The 18,326-nt window shown below is 60.9% G+C and carries 12 protein-coding genes; 8 read left to right on the top strand and 4 right to left on the bottom strand.

The features are described from left to right. Positions 1-152: 152 nt before the first annotated feature. The 5 genes from DTQ13_RS03600 (at position 153) to DTQ13_RS03620 (ending at position 8,070) form a co-directional block, all read left to right on the top strand. A complete protein-coding gene (locus DTQ13_RS03600) occupies positions 153-3,422 on the top strand; it encodes an efflux RND transporter permease subunit (protein ID WP_081562917.1) in 3,270 nt (1,089 codons plus the stop codon). Beyond that, complete coding sequence (locus DTQ13_RS03605) at positions 3,422-4,621, top strand: efflux RND transporter periplasmic adaptor subunit (protein ID WP_248461118.1); 1,200 nt, start codon at positions 3,422-3,424, stop codon at positions 4,619-4,621. Before DTQ13_RS03600 ends, DTQ13_RS03605 begins: the two co-directional genes overlap by 1 nt. Positions 4,622-4,629: 8 nt before the next feature. Further along, on the top strand, positions 4,630-6,288 hold the full coding sequence (locus DTQ13_RS03610; protein ID WP_408902122.1) for an efflux transporter outer membrane subunit: 1,659 nt from the start codon (positions 4,630-4,632) through the stop codon (positions 6,286-6,288). Between the two features lie 135 nt (positions 6,289-6,423). Further along, complete coding sequence (locus DTQ13_RS03615) at positions 6,424-7,518, top strand: catalase (protein ID WP_248461119.1); 1,095 nt, start codon at positions 6,424-6,426, stop codon at positions 7,516-7,518. Between the two features lie 3 nt (positions 7,519-7,521). Next, a complete protein-coding gene (locus DTQ13_RS03620) occupies positions 7,522-8,070 on the top strand; it encodes a cytochrome b (RefSeq protein ID WP_248461121.1) in 549 nt (182 codons plus the stop codon). A gap of 79 nt (positions 8,071-8,149) precedes the next feature. Here DTQ13_RS03620 and DTQ13_RS03625 read toward each other — a convergent pair whose 3' ends face one another. The 3 genes from DTQ13_RS03625 to DTQ13_RS03635 all read right to left on the bottom strand — a co-directional run bounded on the left by DTQ13_RS03625 (position 8,150) and on the right by DTQ13_RS03635 (position 11,650). Then, complete coding sequence (locus tag DTQ13_RS03625) at positions 8,150-9,541, bottom strand: NAD-dependent succinate-semialdehyde dehydrogenase (protein WP_081562921.1); 1,392 nt, start codon at positions 9,539-9,541, stop codon at positions 8,150-8,152. Positions 9,542-9,674: 133 nt separating this feature from the next. Beyond that, the gene (locus DTQ13_RS03630; protein WP_248461123.1) at positions 9,675-10,835 is read right to left on the bottom strand and encodes an iron-containing alcohol dehydrogenase; all 1,161 of its coding nucleotides are present in this window, start codon (positions 10,833-10,835) and stop codon (positions 9,675-9,677) included. Between the two features lie 221 nt (positions 10,836-11,056). Beyond that, positions 11,057-11,650, bottom strand: a complete 594-nt coding sequence (locus tag DTQ13_RS03635; RefSeq protein ID WP_086431560.1) for a TetR/AcrR family transcriptional regulator — start codon at positions 11,648-11,650, stop codon at positions 11,057-11,059. A 239-nt stretch (positions 11,651-11,889) separates the two neighbouring features. On the opposite strand from DTQ13_RS03635, the gene DTQ13_RS03640 reads away from it, so the two are divergent. From DTQ13_RS03640 to DTQ13_RS03650, 3 genes are all read left to right on the top strand, one after another. Continuing rightward, positions 11,890-12,504: an AraC family transcriptional regulator gene (locus DTQ13_RS03640; RefSeq protein ID WP_248461125.1), complete on the top strand. Its 615-nt coding sequence runs from the start codon at positions 11,890-11,892 to the stop codon at positions 12,502-12,504. An 84-nt stretch (positions 12,505-12,588) separates the two neighbouring features. Next, the gene (locus tag DTQ13_RS03645) at positions 12,589-13,491 is read left to right on the top strand and encodes a dihydrodipicolinate synthase family protein (protein ID WP_248461127.1); all 903 of its coding nucleotides are present in this window, start codon (positions 12,589-12,591) and stop codon (positions 13,489-13,491) included. A gap of 215 nt (positions 13,492-13,706) precedes the next feature. Then, positions 13,707-14,999: an esterase family protein gene (locus tag DTQ13_RS03650; protein WP_248461133.1), complete on the top strand. Its 1,293-nt coding sequence runs from the start codon at positions 13,707-13,709 to the stop codon at positions 14,997-14,999. A 1,848-nt stretch (positions 15,000-16,847) separates the two neighbouring features. Here DTQ13_RS03650 and DTQ13_RS03655 read toward each other — a convergent pair. Next, a complete protein-coding gene (locus DTQ13_RS03655) occupies positions 16,848-18,311 on the bottom strand; it encodes a mannitol dehydrogenase family protein (RefSeq protein ID WP_081562377.1) in 1,464 nt (487 codons plus the stop codon). Between the last annotated feature and the right edge of the window lie 15 nt (positions 18,312-18,326).

Here is an 18,326-nt window from a genome sequence, read left to right on the forward strand (position 1 = left end):
CCTTTCTGCCTGCCCTACAGAAGAAGGTGCCGTACCTTACGGAGATGTCATAACTCAGACTAAAACAGTATTTAATTCGCCCTGTCGTCCTTTTTGCCTAGATTGTCCCGGCTTCCTTCTGCCTCTGGAATAAAACTGGAACAGTCCGACCCATGAATGCCATTGTCATCACCGCCCTGAAGCGGCCTCTGACCTTTGTGGTACTGTCCATCCTGATCGTGATGTTCGGGGTGATGTCAGTCTTCAAAACACCGACTGACGTCTTTCCGAATATCAAGATCCCGGTGGTCTCTGCCGTCTGGACCTATGGCGGGATGCTGCCTGAGGAATTTGCAGGCCGCATCATCTACAATTACGAGCTGATGGTGACCTCCACCGTGGAGGGCATCGAGCACATGGAGTCCAACTCCTATTACGGGCGTGGGATCGTGACGATCTTCTTCCAGCCCGGGTCTGAGATTGGCGAGGCAGAGGCGGAAGTCACCGCCATTTCCCAGACCGTCATCAAGCAGCTGCCAGTGAACATCCCGGCCCCGATGATCATGCGGCTGGATGCGTCTTCCGTTCCAGTCATCTCGCTACAGATCACCTCGGACAAGCAGACGCCGTCCGACCTCTACAAGCTGGCGATGATCCGTGTCCGTCCGCTTCTGGTCACCGTCGAGGGGGCTGTGGTGCCGCATCCCTATGGCGGGATGGACAGCTTCGTGATGGTCACGCTGAACCAGGACCAGCTGCGGGCGCACCATCTCTCGGCCATGGACGTGCAGAACGCCATGCATGACCAGAACATCGTCCTGCCCGCCGGTGACCAGAAGATCGACGCCGTGGACTGGATGGTGCAGACCAACGCCACCCCCAAGAGCATGAAGGCCATCGGCAACATTCCGGTCAAACGGGTGGGCAATGCGGTGATCTACGTTCACGACGTGGCGGACGTCTATCGTGGCGGCCATCCGCAGACGAACCTCGTGCTCGTGAAGGGACGTCAGGGCGTCGAGGTCGTCGTCATGAAGAGCGGCGAAGCCTCCACGCTGGACGTGGTGGATGGCGTGAAGAAGGCCCTCCCCCGCCTGCGGGCCGTGCTGCCGGATGACGTGAAGGTCAGCATCCTGACCGACGCCTCCATCTTCGTGAAGGACGCCATCAAGGACGTGGTGCGGGAAATGGTCACCGCTGCCTTCCTGACCGGCATCGTGGTGCTGCTCTTCCTCGGCTCGTGGCGGTCCACCGTCATCATCGCCACCTCCATCCCGCTGGCCATTCTCTGCTCGGTCATCGGGCTGAGCTGGGCCGGGGAATCCATCAACGTGATGACACTGGGCGGGCTGGCCCTGGCGGTCGGCATCCTCGTGGACGACGCCACGGTGATGATCGAGAACATCGACACCCATCTCGAGATGGGCAAGGAGCTTGAACCTGCCATCATCGATGCCGCCAACCAGATCGTGACGGCGACCTTCGTCTCCACCACCTGCATCTGCATCGTGTGGCTGCCCCTGTTCGAGCTGGACGGCGTGGCCGGTTACCTCTTCCGCCCGATGGCGGAAGCCATCATCTTCGCCATGATCGCCTCCTTCGTCCTCTCCCGGACGCTGGTCCCGACCATGGCAAAATATCTGCTGGCCAATCATGGTCACGGCCATGACATCCCGGACAGGGAGCAGCATACTGCCGATGCCAACGCTGCTGCCGTGGCGGCCGGTCACCCGGCCAACCGTGGCGACGGGACGGACAGCCACAACCATTCCGCTCCCCTGCCACCACGCAGCGGTGTCATGGGCTTCTTCATCCGCTTCCAGCGGGGCTTTGAGGAAAAGTTCAACAGCTTCCGGGACGGCTATTACGCCATTCTGGTCCGCTGTGTGGAGCAGCGCAAACTGTTTGTCGGCATCTTCCTCGGCCTTTCCGTCCTGTCATTGGGGCTTTACTTCACGGCCGGGCGGGACTTCTTCCCGGAGACGAAGTCCAACGCCCTCCAGATGCACATGCGGGCCCCGCTGGGTACCCGTATCGAGGTTGCGGGCCGCATTGCCGCTCTGGTCTCCGACCGCATCGAGCAGGACCTGCCCGGCCAGGTGGAAGAGATCGTCAGCAACTGCGGCCTGCCGGAAGGGGCGCACAACCAGGCCTTCATCCCGACACCGACCATCGGGACGCAGGACTGCGACCTGACCATCGCCCTGAAAAACGAAGCCTCCCCCGTGTGGGATTATCGTGCCCTGCTGCGCAAGGACCTCTCCGCCCGCTTCCCCGGGACGGTCTTCACCTTCCAGCCGGCGGACCTGACGGCGAAGATCCTCAATTTCGGCTCTCCCGCACCGATCGACATCCAGATCAACGGGCCGGACATTGCCGACAATTATGACTATGCCCGCAAGATCATGACCCGCCTGCGGCACATCCCGGGGGCTGCCGATGTCGTCATCCAGCAGACGATGAAGACACCAACACTGATGATCCGTGGCAACCGGACCTTCAGCCAGGCCACCGGCCTGACCGAGGCCGACCTCGCCAACAACCAGCTGATGACGCTCTCCGGTTCCAGCACGGTGGACCCGCAGTTCTGGCTCGACCCCAGCAACGACGTCACATTCCCGCTGAACACCTACGTCTCGCAGGACCAGCTGACGCATCTGAGCGACCTGCTGACCATTCCGGTGGACAAGGGCGACGGCAACCCGACCGGTACGGGCGACCAGCTTCTGGGCAGCATCAGCACCGTCGTGCCGACCGGCACGCCGGGTGAGGTGTCCCACTTCAACTCCATGCCGGAGGTGGACATCTACGTCTCCACCGAAGGACGGGACCTCGGGGCCGTGCTGACGGACGTCAAGAAGGTCATCAGCGACACGAAATCCCTGCTGCCCAAGACGGCCGCAACGGAGATTCATGGGGCCGCCGTGACCATGTACGGAGCCTATGGCCAGCTCATCATCGGGCTGATGGTTTCCATCGTGCTGATCTACCTGCTGATCGTCGTCAACTTCCAGTCCTGGATGGACCCGTTCATCATCATCACCGCCCTGCCCGGCGCACTGGCCGGGATCGCCTGGGCCCTGTTCCTGACCGGGACACGCCTGTCCGTCCCGGCCCTGACAGGGGCCATCATGTGCATGGGGACGGCCACGGCCAACTCCATCCTCGTGGTGTCCTTCGCCAGGGAGCGGATCGAGCTGCATGGTGATGCCCTCCGGGCAGCGACGGAAGCCGGACGGGAGCGCATCCGCCCCGTGCTGATGACGGCCCTTGCCATGGTGGTGGGGATGATCCCCATGGCCACCTCCAACTCCACCAATGCCCCACTGGGCCGGGCCGTGATTGGCGGGCTGATTGTCGCCACGCTGTCCACGCTGCTCTTCGTTCCCTGTGTCTATGCAATCATCCACAACCGTACTGCGCGTCATAAGGAGACCGTCTGATGGCCAGCATGTCCCGCAAACACAAATTACTGCTCGGCCTGATCGCCCTGGCGCTGGGCCTCTACATCATCGTGCTGCTGCTCGGCCGCATGGCCCACAACGCCCACCTGCATGACGTGGCGGAACAGAGTGCCGTGCCCAACGTGGCCATCATCCTGCCCCACAAGGCGGACAGCAAGGTGAGCCTCACGCTCCCCGGCACGATTGATGCCTGGTATCAGGCGCCGATCTATGCGCAGGTCTCCGGTTACGTGAAGATGTGGTACAAGGATTACGGTGCCGTCGTCCATCAGGGTGATGTGCTGGCCGAAATCAACGCCCCGGCACTGGATGCCCAGTACGCCCAGGCCCTGGCAGACCTTGATGCCCAGAAGGCCAAGTACAATCTGGCCTCCGTGACAGCCAACCGCTGGCGGGCCATGGGGCACTCCCAGGCCGTTTCCGGGCAGTCCGTCTCCGTCGCCACGGCGGATGAACAGGCCGCCTACGCCAAGATGGAAGCAGCCCAGCGCAATGTGGACCACTTCGCCGCCCTGGAGAAGTTCAAGCAGATCGTGGCTCCGTTCGATGGTGTCGTGACGGCCCGCTCCATCAATGTGGGTGACTATGTCAACAGCGGGGGCGGGCAGCTCAACGCCACTGGTGGGGCCTCCGAACTCTTCACCGTGGCGGACACGCACCGCCTGCGTCTCTTCATCTCCGTGCCGGAAATCTTCTCCTACATGCTGACGGACGGGCTGACGGCGGCGGTCCACGTGCCGCAGTATCCGGACCGCATCTTCACGGCCAAGTTCCTGACGGCATCCCTCGGCTATGACCCCAACACGAGAACGGCCGTCTCCGAATTCACGCTGGACAATGCCGACCACGCCCTCTGGCCGGGGACCTTCGCCTCTGTCTCGCTGAAAGCCAACAATAATGCCTCCCACCTGCTGAAGATTCCCACGGGGTCCCTCGTCTTTCAGGAAAAAGGAATGCAAGTGGCAACCGTGGACCAGAAGAACACCGTCCACTTCAAGAACATCCGTGTCGGCAAGATGGCGGACAGCTCCACCGAGGTTCAGGCAGGCATCACGGCGGATGACCGCATCATCAACAACCCGCCCGCCGACCTTCTGGAAGGCGACCCCGTCCACATCGTGACACCGGCCCGGGGCTATAACCAGAGCGGCTGGGAAGAATCCGGAGATGATGACTGATGACCACCATGATCTCTGACCGTTCTTCCTCCATGAAGAAGACCCGCCGCAGGCTGGGCCGTCTTGCCCGCCGGACTGCCCTTGGTGGCAGCCTGCTGGCCCTGACGGGCCTCGGTGCCTGCGACCTCGCCCCACGCTACGAACCGCCGCATTTTGTCGTGCCGGACAGCTGGCAGGGGCAGGCCCCCTTCGCCGTGGCGCAGCCCGCCGATGCCACTCTCCCCAGCGACTGGTGGACGCTCTTTCATGATCCGCTGCTGAACGAGCTGGAAGACCGGGCCATTGCCGAGAATGGTGACCTCCAGGCCGCCGCCGAGCGTTTCCTTCAGGCCCGCTCCCTCGTGGCCAAAGCCCGGGCGGACCTGCTCCCGCATCTCAGCCTTGATGCAGGCGGGTCGGACAACAAGCAGTCGGCAGACAGGCTCTTCCGCAACGGGGCCACGCTGACCCAGACGCAGGAAGAATATGCCGGTCTGGCCTCGTGGGAGCCGGACATCTGGTCCGCCATCCGCAACCGTGTCCGCATGAACCGGCAGGCCGCCCAGCAGGAGGCCGCCCGCTTCGCCATGGCACGGCTGAGCCTGGAGGCCGAGCTGGCCACCGACTACATCCAGCTGCGTGGTTATGATGCGCAGATCGCCATCTACCAGCAGTCCATCGCCTATTATAACCGGGCACTGGATGTCACCCGCACCCAGCTGAAATACAAGGCGGCCCCCCGGCTGGACCTCGCCCGGGCAGAAGCCCAGCTCTACACCACGCAGGCCGCCCTGTATGACATCCAGGCCGCCCGTGAGGTGACGGAACATGCCATCGCCGTGCTGACCAACAGTGCGCCCTCCAGCTTCCACATCGACCCCGTCAAGGCGCTGGACTTCCACCAGCCCAACATTCCGGCGGGCGTGCCCTCGGGCCTGCTCCAGCGGCGGCCCGACATTGCCAGTGCGGAGCGTGAGATGGCCCAGGCCAACCGGGCCATCGGCATTGCCCGTGCCGCCTTCTACCCGCATTTCTCTCTCAATGCGGATGCCGGGTTCGAGGCCAACGGCTTCAAGCTGGCCAATCTGGCCAACTCGCTCTGGACCTACGGTGCCCGCATGAACATTCCGCTCTTTGATGGCGGCGTGCATCGGGCGGAACTCCAGCGGTCATGGTCCGCCTACCGGGAAACACGGGACCAGTACCGCACGACCGTTCTCTCCGCCTTCCGGGAAGTGGAGGATGGTCTCTCCCGCACCAACCGCCTGAATCTGGAAAACCAGGCTCTGGAAAAGGCCGTCAATGCCAATCTGGAAACCCAGAACATGACCATGACGCTCTATCAGGGCGGTGTGGGCACCTATCTGGATGCCATTTTCAGCCAGGAAAACACCCTCCGCAGCCGCATCACGCAGGTGGAGGTGGCCACAAGGCTGTATCAGGCTGATGTTTCGCTGATCCGCAGCCTTGGCGGCGGGTGGGACTCCAAGAACCTTCCCACGATGGCCGAGACGCTGTCGGTCGGTGCCTTCCAGTATGAGGGGCTGCACCACCCCAAGCAGGTTGGTGACGTCAATGCCTCCGAACATCCCGAGGCCCATGAGGACCTGACCCATGATGCCCCGGATGCCGTAGGCCGTGGCACCAATGCCCACCTCAAGCCGCTTCCCATCGGGGCGATGCCCTGAGAGGGACGGCAGCTCCACCCGCCCCATCCGGCGGGTGGAGACCCCTGGTGCGGCCCGTCCACTTTTCTTCCCGTCACTGGTAACATCTGATACAGCCTACGAATTAGTTTCGTCACCTGTTGAGGAGAGCATCCAATGGCGCATTCCCCCCGCAAGGGCAGTCCGGCCCGCTGGGCGGCTGTCATTCTGCCGCCACTCTGTCTGGGTGGCCTGCTGGCCTGGACGGCCGACATTTTCAGCCCGGCCGCCATATCTCCTTCCCACTTCATGCAGCGCTTCCATAATGCTGGGGCTCCGGGTAATGGCTTCCGCCGTGCCCATGCCAAAGGCATGTGCACCACCGGCTGGTTTGATCCCTCTCCAGAGGGACGGGCCCTGTCCCGTTCCGGCATCTTCAGGGGCGAACATCTGCCTGTCATGGGGCGTTTCTCACTGGCTCCGCCACTGCCGTATCTGCCGGACAATCCCGCCGTGGCCCGCAGCCTTTCCATGCAGATACGCTCCCCATCCGGTGATGACTGGCGGCTGGCGCTGGTGGATGCCCCTCTCCAGTCCATGCGGGATATTGCCGATGCTTACGCTTTCTTCGGGGCCGCAAAGCTGGACCCTGCCACCCACAGGCCCGACCCTGTAGCCGTTCAGGCCTATGCAGCCCAGCGCCCCTGGCTGAAAACGGCTTTTGAACAGGCAAAAGCCCACAAGCAGACATCCGACCTGACCAACGACACATACAACAGCCTCGACAGCTTCATCCTGACAGATGAAGCCGGAAAAAAGACAGCCGTCCGCTGGGCTGCCGTGGCGCAGGAACCCTTCAGCCCGGCTGACGGCAATGGCGCCAATGATGGCAACTATCTCTTCAAACGGCTGGTCCAGACGCTGGATCAACGGCCCCTCCGCTGGGACATCGTTGCCACGGTGGCCCGTGAAGGAGACCCGGTCAACGACTCCAGCCAACCATGGGACAATGCGGACCAGAAGGTAACGGTCGGCACGGTGACCTTCACGAAGGCCTACAGCGAGGATGAAAGCCCCTGTGGCCCCATGGTGTTCGACCCCACCATCCTGCCTGACGGAATCAGCGCCTCGGACGACCCGCTGCTGGCCCTGCGCTCGTCAGTCTACATGAGGTCCTATGCAACCCGGTCTGCCGAGCACAAAGCACCCAGCATGGTCACGCCGGGCGATGTTGCCAGTCCGACCCTCACACAAGACGAGAAGGGCCAGTAACCCATGTCTTTTCCACAGAATACAGGCCATGCTACGCCCTTCCCCCGCCTCTCCATCCTGCTGCACTGGGTGATGGCGGTCCTCATCATCGTCATGCTCTTTGTCGGGCTGGTCATGGCGCATGACTCCACCATCCACTATGCCGGTCTCTTCACGCTGCATCGCACGGTGGGGTTCCTGCTCCTGCTGCTGGTGGTCATCCGGCTTGTCAACCGGTTTGCCAACCACACACCTGCCCTGCCAATGGACATGCCCGGCCCCATGAAGCTGGCCGCCCATTTCTCCCATATCCTGCTTTATGGCTTCATGATCGCCCTGCCGCTGGTCGGCTGGGCCATGCTCTCGGCTGGCGGATACCCGATCACCCTGTGGGGGGGCTACCACATCCCGCCGCTCATGGGCTTCCATCCCCATCTGTGGGGTGTCCTGCGCTGCCTGCACAGTCTTCTGGCCTATGGGCTGATCCTGCTCATTCTCGCCCATATCGGAGCGGCCCTGCTGCACGGCATCATCCGGCGGGACGGTGTCATGGGCTCCATGCTGGGGCGATAAAAACCTCCAGACACGAAAAAAGGCGGCTCCATGATGGAGCCGCCTTTTTCATGACCAAAGATACGGGCCAGCCCGTTCTTCAGAACGGAGAGTCAATGTCCATGACATTGACGAGCTTGTGATTCACGAATTCCTTGATCCCAAGGCTCATAAGTTCACGCCCATAACCGGAGCGGGCAATACCGCCGAAAGGCAGTTCCGCTTTGGTCGTGGTCGGGTGGTTGATGAACACCATGCCGGTACGGATCTTGGACGCCACACGAACTGCCCGGGCTTCATCCCTGGAGAAGATGGCGCCACCCAGACCATACGGAGAGTCATTGGCGATGCGAACGGCATCGTTCTCATCCTTGGCACGATAAAGCTGGGAAACCGGGCCAAAGAACTCCCAATGACGGGCCTCATTGTTCTCATCCAGTTCCGTCAGAACAACCGGCTGGAAAAACGCCCCCTGGTTAGGCACGGCTACAGGAATGGTCTCAGCCTTCGCTCCCTGCTTGACGGCTTTCTCCACCATTTCACGCAGATCATCCGCAGCCTGCTGGGAAGCAAGAGGAGCGAAATTGGTGTTCGGGTCCAAAGGATCCCCGGCCCTCAGCTCGGCAATGCCCTTCTTGTACAGTTCCACAAAGCGGTCATAAAGGCTGTCCACCACAATGATGCGCTTGGCAGAGACACAGACCTGACCGGCATTCCAGTGGCGGCCGAACACGGCCCATTTGACGGTCTTCTCAAGGTCGGCATCATCCAGAACGATGAAGGCATCGCTGCCCCCCAGCTCCATGGTCGCCTTCTTGAGAGCCTTGCCAGCAGCACCAGCCACGATGGACCCGGCCCGCTCGGACCCTGTCAACGCCACACCACAGGTACGGGGATCATCCAGCACCATCTCCGTGAATTTGTGCGGCATGTAGATATTCTGGAACAGCCCCTTCGGTGCGCCCGCTTCTTCAACCAGCTCCTGGCAGGCAGCAGCACACTGCGGCAGGTTGCCTGCATGTTTCAGAAGGACCGCATTACCGGCAGAAAGCTGTGGCGCCACAATGCGCAGCACCTGATAATACGGGAAGTTCCAGGGTTCGATGGCCAGCACGATGCCCTGCGGCTCATACACCAGCTTGGCACGCCCCATCTTGGGGTCGGAGAGCTTCAGGTCTTCCGGCTTCAGCAGCTCCGCCAGATTCTCGGCATAATATTCGCAGATCTGGGCAGACAGGATGGCCTCGGCCTTCCCTTCGGCCAGAACCTTGCCCATCTCCAGCGCAGCCAGACGGGCCAGCTTCTCCGCATCACGGCGCAGCAGGGCACCGATGTTCTTCATGAGCTTGGCGCGCTCTTCAAAGCTGGTTTCCCGCCATGCTTCGTAAGCCTCATGTCCCCGGGCCAGGGCGGCCTGAACGTCCTGTTCCGTTGCTTCCGGAAACTCTTTGACAACTTCATTCGTATAAGGATTAACAGTGGCAAATGCCATGATACACCTCGTTCTTCCCGGGTCCCTGCAGCGGAACCTGGGTGTGATATGGACAGTGTTGAATCACTGCCCAAAGGTCGGCTGGGGAGCAACAACACGGACCATTGCCGCCCCCCAACCAGATATTGGAACCTTACAAACTTCTTTCCAGAACTTTGCGGCTGATTTCTGACGTAATGTCCTGATGTTCACCAAGAGTTGTCATGCCATGCTCTTCCAGCTGGGCAATGATGGGATCAATACCAGCACGGTCGATGTCGTAGGCAGAAAGACGGACCGGAATCTCCAGCCCTTCAAAGAAGGCTTCGATACGGGCGATGGCGGCATCGATGCGCTCATCCTCCGTGCCTTCCGTCAGCCCCAGAATACGGGCGGCATATTGCAGCAGCTTGGCACGCTTCTGCTCCCGACGCTCCTTCAGCATAGCCGGGAAGACGATGGCCAGCGTGCGGGCATGGTCGATCCCGTATTTCGCCGTCAGCTCATGGCCGATGGCATGGGTGGCCCAGTCCTGCTTCACGCCAGCCCCGATGAGACCATTCAGGGCCTGTGTTGCCACCCACATCAGGTTGGCACGCAGGTCGTAGTCATCAGCAGGAGCACTGGTGATGCGCTGGCCAATCTCATGCAGGCTCAGCAGCAGGCCCTCAGCGTAGCGATCCTGCACCATCGCATCCTGCGGCAGGGTCATGTACGCTTCCATCACGTGGACGAAGGAATCCGCCACACCATTGGCCACCTGCCGGGGCGGCAGGCTGAAAGTGCGGGTCGGGTCCAGAATGGAAAAGACCGGGAAGACGTGCGGGTTCGAGAAAGCCAGCTTGTCGCCCGTCTCCTTGCGGGAGATCACGGCAATGCTGTTCATCTCCGACCCGGTAGCGGGCAGTGTCACGACCGTTCCCAGCGGCAGGGCCTGCTGGACCGTCTCACCCTGCTTCAGCAGGATTTCCCACGGTTCGCCCTGATACGGCACGGCAGCAGCAACGAATTTCGTGCCATCCATGACGGAACCGCCACCGACAGCCAGAAGGAAATTCACCTTCTCCTTGCGGGCGACCTCGACAGCCTTCATGAGCGTCTCGTAAGTCGGGTTGGCTTCAATCCCGCCAAATTCGCAGAATGTCCGCTGCCCCAATGCCTTGCGGACTTCACCCAGCGTACCGCTCTTCTCGGCGCTGGCACCACCATAGAGGACAAGAACCCGGGCCTGCTGGTCGATCTGCTCATCCAGCCTGGCAATCATCCCTTTGCCAAAAAGGATTTTTGTCGGGTTATAGAATTCAAAATTATCCATGCTGTCCTCCTTGCCGCTCTTTCAGACCAGATCACATAATAGACCGGTCATCTTTAACGGCCATGTGAGATACCATTCTCTCCCTGGTCCCAAAGCCTTTAGGGAATCGGCCCTGAGCCTTCATCGGGAACACTCAACAAATAGACCGGTCATCTCGAAAATGAAAGACCCTTCCCGAAAAAAATTTCCTTCTTCGAAAAAAGACGGGAAACCGGGATGACTCAGACTGTCACAAGATGACGGGTCGCCTCGAAAGCCTCCTCGAACGGAGCCTGCTGGTGCGTGACCTTGACCAGCAGAGTGGCTCCGAGCCACGTCTGATACACGGCAGACGCCAGATACCGGGCGGGCAGCGCCTTCGTGATGGAGCCATCCTTCTGCCCCTCCTCGACGATACGGGCCAGACAGTCCACGATCCGGGTCGTGCCTTCGGCAAGGATCAGCCGCATCCTCTCCGAAAGATCGGACACCTCCGCCGCCAGCTTGACGACAAGACATTTCTCATTGAGGCAGCCATCCTGCTGGGCATCCACCCAGCACTGGCAATACAGAGACAGTTTCTCAAACCCGGTCCTGCCCGTCTGCGCAATGAGAGCTTCCAGCTTGACCAGATACTGCTCGTTGTAAAGCTCCAGAAGGGCAGCCCCGAAATGCTCTTTCGACTCGAAATAATGGTAGAATGAGCCTTTGGGGATACCAGCTGCCTCCAGAATCTGGCTCAGCCCCACGGCAGAAAACCCCCGCAGCCCAATGAGAGGGCGGGCAGATTCCAGAATACGCCGACGGGCCTGCTCATGCTTTTCTGCAACTGTCATGCTGTGACCCTATCAGGAAAGACCTGTTCTGTCCACAAAGAATAGACCGGTCATTCTATTTTTGGCACCCTCCAGATCAGATGGACGCTCCCCCGGAAGGCAGGTTATCCTGACCCCCTATCAAGGACCAGACGACGCCCCGGCACCACATCATGCTCCCTCTTTCCTCCTCCCTGAGGCCTCCCGGCCCCCCGTGGCACTACTGGCGGGCAGGCCATCCTGACGTGAAAGAAATGAGCATGGCCCGGGGCACCACGCTCGCCTTGCCGCTGCATTTCCATCAGGAAGACCAGCTGGCCTTCATCCTCTCCGGCTGTCGCCATTTTCTCATCGCCGGCCAGCCCGTCCACCTCACGGCGGGGCAGGCCCTGCTCATTCCTGCGGGTACGCCCCACATTTCGCAGGATGACGATCCAGCCCGTGTCGGGCAGACACTCTGCCTGAACCTCTATCTCACGCCCGGTCTCCCTCTGGACCAGGCAGACTGCGCCGCCCTCATCCAGCACTGCCTTGGTGACCGTCCGTCCCATGTCCATCTGGCCGCCCCACCACGCCTTCCCCTGCCCATGCAGGACATGTCGCTCACGACGTCCATCCAGAGTCTTGCCCAACAGGCCAACATGAGCCGGGAGGCCTATTCCCGCCGTTTCCAGCGTCATTACGGCTTATCACCACAGACATTCCGCCTGCTCCAGCAGCTCAACCATGTGAAAACGCAGCTGCGGGCCGGTGTCGGCAGCCTTCAGGCCGCCATGGAGGCAGGCTTTGCCGACCAGAGCCACATGGGCCGCCTCTTCCGCCGGACATTCGGCACGACACCGGGCCGGTACCGGGCAGGCCCCCTGCCCCGCTGAAACCACGGCCTGTCACATTCCTTCTATACGGCGCAGCCTTTTTCCCGCCATCATGGCCGGGACCGTACACGGAAAGGACAGACCATGACATTTTCCTTCACGGGGCTGAGTGCCTTCCCCATCACCCCCATGCACCAGGACGCACCCGATGAGGCCCGCTTCGCCGCACTGATCGCCCGGCTGGTCGAGGCAAAAGTCGATTCCATCGGTGCCCTCGGTTCCACCGGCAGCTATGCCTTCCTGACCCGGAACGAACGGGAAAAGATCGCCCGACTGGCTGTCAGCCACGCTGGCACGACGCCGGTTCTTGTCAGCATCGGGGCCATCAACCTGCGGGACACGCTGCTGCTGGCCGAAGATGCCCAGAAAGCCGGTGTCAAAGCCCTGCTGCTGCCCCCGATGAGTTACTTCCCCCTGCGGGACGAAGAGGTCTTCATCCTGTATGAAACGGTGAGCCGCCATGTGTCCGTGCCGCTGGTCGTCTATGACACCCCCGGCACGACACAGTTCCATTTCTCCGATACCCTGATGCAGCGCATCTGCCAGCTGCCGCAGGTCCGTTCCATCAAGCTCCCCAGCGGCTCCCCCACGGCAGAAGAGGCTGCCGCCCGGATGAAACGCCTGCTGCCTGCCCTGCCTGACAGCACCTCCCCCGGCATCAGCGGTGATCCGACTGCCGCCGGTGCCCTGATGCAGGGCGCCCGCATCTGGTACTCCGAATGGGGTGGCCTGTTCCCCCGTCTGGCCCGCCAGCTGACGGATGCGGCCCTGACTGGCCAGAGAGAAGATGTAACCCGCATCGAGGCCATCTTCGCCCCCTTCTGGGAGATGAGTGCCCGTTATGGTGGCTCCCTGCGTGTGATCGCCTCTGCGGCGACGATCATGGGGCTGGCTGGACCCGGTGCGCTCCCCCGTCCGCTCCAGGGCGTGTCCCCGCAGGATGCGAAAAAACTTGCCACGCTGATCGACACCCACCAGCCGGGCTGATCCAGCAGGATGGGCCTCTGATCCCTGGGTCAAGGCCCATCATTTCCGGGACAACAGGGCTTGGAGATGAGGCAAACTATGGTAGCGTCTGACACGATGTGTCCCATATTTCTTCTTCCGTGATGTTTGCCATGCGTTTTTCTGCCCCAAGCCCTTCACCGCTCCGATGGAGCACCAAAATCCATTTTTGCCGGTACAGCCTCTGCACCGGGCTCATGAGTCTGATACTGGGTATTTCAGCCCCCACCCTGGCACAGGCCGCCTCTGCTGACTGCGTTCCCCTGAAAGCCCTCCAGCCCCCACAGGCCAATACAACCGCACCACACAAACCTTTCTTCATCGACACATCCGGCCTGAGTGGCTCTGGCGCCATGCCGATACATGATCCACATGATCCACTTTATCCTGAAGCCATTGACCTGCCCGACAACGCCCTGCCGCCTGTGGATAAAACAGGCAACTACATTCTTGGCACCTCCCACACACTCCCTGCACAGTGGCAGAACATACAGCTCCCGGAGGGGCGGATCATCAGCTTCACGCTGGCCTCATCCCCGACCAGTGGCTACAATCCCGGCACTGTACGGGATGACCCGGTCCCCTGCACCACCAGCACAGGGGAAGCAGGCATGGTGCATGTCTCCACAAGCGTGCCGGGCGATCCATCCAATCTGACCGTTCCCGGAGTTCACCCGGCCCCATGGACCCGCACGGTGGATATCTATATCCCCCCCAACACGCCGACCGACCGCCCCCTTCCCTTTCTCATCTTTGGTGATGGCAGCAATAATGGCCTCTATCCGGGACGGGATCTTTTCGCCATGGTGGACGGGCTGCTGAAAGAAAAACGTATCCCTCCCATGATTGTCATTGGCGTTGGAGCCGGGGGGGGCGACGCCCAGGGCAGTGAACGGGGACGGGAATATGACACCATGTCCGGCGCTTATGCCGACTGGGTAGAGGCGCATGTCCTCCCTCTTGTGGAGAAGAAGGCCAGCCTCACTCTCTCCCGCAACCCGGAGGAACGGGCCACCATGGGGTTCAGCTCCAGTGGGGCAGCGGCCTTTGCCATGGCCTGGTTCCGGCCCAACCTCTATCACCGGGTGCTGGCCTACTCTCCTTCGCTGGTCAACCAGCAATGGCCGCACGACCCCGCCCTGCCCGGCGGGGGATGGCAGCTTCACTCCCCATGGGCCGGAACACTGGAAGCCGTACCACCCCATCCCGGTGCGGCGCTCATCCCGGCGGCACCACTGGCCCCGCTGCACATCTGGTACGAAGTAGGCGACCAGGACCTGTTCTACCCCGTTCCGTCCATGCCTGATGGCATGCATGACTGGGTGCTGGCTGGGGAAAACATGGCCCGCGTGCTGGCCGACAAGGGCTATGATTACCAGTTTGTCTTTGCCCGCAATGCCCGGCATGTGGATGGCCCCACCATCGAACAGACCCTTCCCGAAGCTCTGGAATGGCTCTGGCGACCACATATGCCACCAACCACCCCATGACCCACCGGCGAACAGTTCGGTACAGGCCAGTGATGGCGGTCTGGCACCGAGTTTGTCCCCGCGTAGGCGGGGAACAGGGGTAGATGGGCTGACTGGGACCAATAAGTCTCGGTTCATCCCCGCGTAGGCGGGGAACAGATGGTGGCTTCCTTTGCCTGTTCTGTGAGAGGCGGTTCATCCCCGCGTAGGCGGGGAACAGAAAAAGCGGGCTTTCCCGCTGGCCTGTGCAGCCGGTTCATCCCCGCGTAGGCGGGGAACAGGGAGCATGATGGAATGTGCCGTCGCTGGCCGCCGGTTCATCCCCGCGTAGGCGGGGAACAGCTTGCCGGTGTCAGACTGCAGCTGCAGTTCGCCGGTTCATCCCCGCGTAGGCGGGGAACAGTCTTTATCCTCTGCATCTCCCACCATGACGGCCGGTTCATCCCCGCGTAGGCGGGGAACAGCCTTCTGGCAATGGCGGGACAGTGACGTGGAACGGTTCATCCCCGCGTAGGCGGGGAACAGTAGTCGGACGGGGGAATGGGGTGGCACGAAGACGGTTCATCCCCGCGTAGGCGGGGAACAGCAAGCGGAGATGGGAAGGCGGGCACGGGGCAGCGGTTCATCCCCGCGTAGGCGGGGAACAGTTTCGGGTTGAATGGCGACCCTCTGGCAGCCGCAGTTCATCCCCGCGTAGGCGGGGAACAGCCCCTGATCGTGTGGTAAATATCGAGAAAATTCGGTTCATCCCTGCGTAGGCGGGGAACAGTCTTCATCGCAGACCGTCTTTTTGTTCATGTCCGGTTCATCCCCGCGTAGGCGGGGAACAGTTGTAGGCGAGCGATTTGATTTCCTGCCGCCCCGGTTCATCCCCGCGTAGGCGGGGAACAGAGTCCAGCGCTGCTGGAGGACGCTACGCCACTCGGTTCATCCCCGCGTAGGCGGGGAACAGGGCCTCATTTTCACCGAGCCTCTCATCATCTGCGGTTCATCCCCGCGTAGGCGGGGAACAGTCAATCCAGCAGCCTTCAGAGAGCTTAAAACACGGTTCATCCCCGCGTAGGCGGGGAACAGAGTCCCTAACAACTCATTATCGCTACGGATACCGGTTCATCCCCGCGTAGGCGGGGAACAGTCGGGATACACGAAATCGACAACACCCTGGGCCGGTTCATCCCCGCGTAGGCGGGGAACAGGCAGGGCGGCAGTGTTGAGGGAAAATTGGACACGGTTCATCCCCGCGTAGGCGGGGAACAGAAACAGTACACCAGCGTCCGTCCAGAGCCCGACGGTTCATCCCCGCGTAGGCGGGGAACAGTTCCAGTGCCTGGTTGATAGCCACCTCATCCGCGGTTCATCCCCGCGTAGGCGGGGAACAGTGTTCCCGGAATCTGCTCAAAATCCATCACTTCGGTTCATCCCCGCGTAGGCGGGGAACAGCATGCCGCCAAGATGGCCGGGGCGGAGCATTTCGGTTCATCCCCGCGTAGGCGGGGAACAGTTTGTCGGGACCAGCAAGGAACCTCACAGAGGCGGTTCATCCCCGCGTAGGCGGGGAACAGCCAGCCGCCCATACCCACGGCCACGCACGGGGCGGTTCATCCCCGCGTAGGCGGGGAACAGACTTCCTGTAACCATTTGTATTATAAGTCTTTTTTAATTGTCAAAGAACTTACAGAATTAAATATAATTTTAATGACCTCGCCGAGGCAAGTCCTCTCCGGCCCTTACAGAAGAAAGTTGAGACGCTGAACAGCCAAAAACCACTCCAGCAAATTTTATCCACAAGATTGACAGCAAACATGAAAAAGGGAGGCCGGAGCCTCCCTTTCTCTACACACAATCAATTTTCAACGGATCATCGCCTCATCACACGGGCAGGCTGGCCAGAACACCCTTCTGACGGATCAGCTCCCGATCACGCACAATCTCCTGCTTAATCTCTGGAGTCAGAAGATCACGCCAGCTGTCGAAAGCAGGCAGACCGATGGAAGCCTCAAAATCGTCAGATGCAGCAATGTTCAACTGTTCTGCCGTCAGGAACGGCTCCTGAAGCGCAATTTTCTCGCCTTTTTCATTCCTGCCCCGCAGCAGCTCCAGCAGGAGGGCCATGCAGTACACGATACGGGTCCGCTCCCGGCCACCCTCCAGCACGGCACGCACTGTTTCCGTCCAGAACACCTGCGCCTTGGATGTTGCATCCGAGGCAATACGGGCTACCTGGTCTGCCATGGCAGCGTTGGAGAAGCGGGTCAGAAGTGTCGCCTTATATTTATGCAGGTCCACACCCGGCGGAGCCTTCAGTGTGGGGATCACATCCTTTTCCAGAACAGAATCCACAAACTTATGCACACGTGGTTCACCCAGAACCTGGTCCACAAGTTCCAGATTCAGCAACATGCCCGCAGCACTGAGAATGAGATGGCTGGAATTGAGCATACGGATCTTGGCATGTTCATAGGCACTGACCTGATCGGTAAACTCCACCCCGACCTTATCAAAGGCGGGACGACCTGCCGCAAATTTATCCTCAATCACCCACTGGATGAAATCCTCGGACAGAAGCGGCTGGAGATCGTCCAATCCGCTGCGCTCATTCAGCTTGGCTTTACCCTCATCAGAGACAGACGGCGTGATGCGGTCCACCATCGCATTGGGGAAGGTCACGTTCTGATCGATCCACTCGGCAAGGTCCGCATCCACAGCCCGGGCATACCCGACAAACGCCTTGCGGGACACATCGCCATTATGCCGCAGATTGTCGCAGGACATGACAGTCAGACCACCGTGACCCGCCTCACGGCGGCGGCGCAGCCCTTCCACCACGAAACCGAAGATGGTGCTGGGCTTTTTCGGGTTGGCAAGGTCCTCCTGCACGGCAGGCAGAGACGTACGGAACTCCCCTGTTGTCTCGTCAATATTGTAGCCGCCTTCCGTGATGGTCATGGAGACGATCTTCGTGGCCTTGTCCGCCAGAAGGGCGAGAACCGTCTCCGGCTCATCAGGCGCCTGAAGATAATCCCTCAAACATCCCATGACACGGATCTCCGCCTTGCCATCAGCGGCAATCTCCGTCAGAGAGTACAGCCCCTCCTGTGCCCGAAACTCTTCGGCCTTCCTGTCGGAGTTCCCACCGGAGCGCAGCCCGACACCTGTGATGCCCCAATGCTGCTGGTCCGGCAGGGCCAGAACACGGTCCACATAGTATCCCAGATGGGCTCGGAAGAAATTGCCCACCCCGAAATGCACAATGCCTGACGTCACCTTGCGGACGTCATAAGCAGGACCAGCCACCTTCTGCGGCAGGGATTTCAGGCTGTCATATGTCAGCATAACAGGTCTCCAGCA

This window comes from Parasaccharibacter sp. TMW 2.1888 (genome assembly GCF_023167265.1).
In the GTDB taxonomy this organism is placed as follows: Bacteria; Pseudomonadota; Alphaproteobacteria; order Acetobacterales; family Acetobacteraceae; genus Bombella; species Bombella apis.

What these genes read in the sequence shown, in the direction of transcription:
- DTQ13_RS03600 (WP_081562917.1), top strand. Translation starts at nt 153, where the DNA reads ATGAATGCCATTGTCATCACCGCCCTGAAGCGGCCTCTGACCTTTGTG.
- DTQ13_RS03605 (WP_248461118.1), top strand. Translation starts at nt 3,422, where the DNA reads ATGGCCAGCATGTCCCGCAAACACAAATTACTGCTCGGCCTGATCGCC.
- DTQ13_RS03610 (WP_408902122.1), top strand. Translation starts at nt 4,630, where the DNA reads ATGATCTCTGACCGTTCTTCCTCCATGAAGAAGACCCGCCGCAGGCTG.
- DTQ13_RS03615 (WP_248461119.1), top strand. Translation starts at nt 6,424, where the DNA reads ATGGCGCATTCCCCCCGCAAGGGCAGTCCGGCCCGCTGGGCGGCTGTC.
- DTQ13_RS03620 (WP_248461121.1), top strand. Translation starts at nt 7,522, where the DNA reads ATGTCTTTTCCACAGAATACAGGCCATGCTACGCCCTTCCCCCGCCTC.
- DTQ13_RS03625 (WP_081562921.1), bottom strand. Translation starts at nt 9,541, where the DNA reads ATGGCATTTGCCACTGTTAATCCTTATACGAATGAAGTTGTCAAAGAG.
- DTQ13_RS03630 (WP_248461123.1), bottom strand. Translation starts at nt 10,835, where the DNA reads ATGGATAATTTTGAATTCTATAACCCGACAAAAATCCTTTTTGGCAAA.
- DTQ13_RS03635 (WP_086431560.1), bottom strand. Translation starts at nt 11,650, where the DNA reads ATGACAGTTGCAGAAAAGCATGAGCAGGCCCGTCGGCGTATTCTGGAA.
- DTQ13_RS03640 (WP_248461125.1), top strand. Translation starts at nt 11,890, where the DNA reads ATGGCCCGGGGCACCACGCTCGCCTTGCCGCTGCATTTCCATCAGGAA.
- DTQ13_RS03645 (WP_248461127.1), top strand. Translation starts at nt 12,589, where the DNA reads ATGACATTTTCCTTCACGGGGCTGAGTGCCTTCCCCATCACCCCCATG.
- DTQ13_RS03650 (WP_248461133.1), top strand. Translation starts at nt 13,707, where the DNA reads ATGAGTCTGATACTGGGTATTTCAGCCCCCACCCTGGCACAGGCCGCC.
- DTQ13_RS03655 (WP_081562377.1), bottom strand. Translation starts at nt 18,311, where the DNA reads ATGCTGACATATGACAGCCTGAAATCCCTGCCGCAGAAGGTGGCTGGT.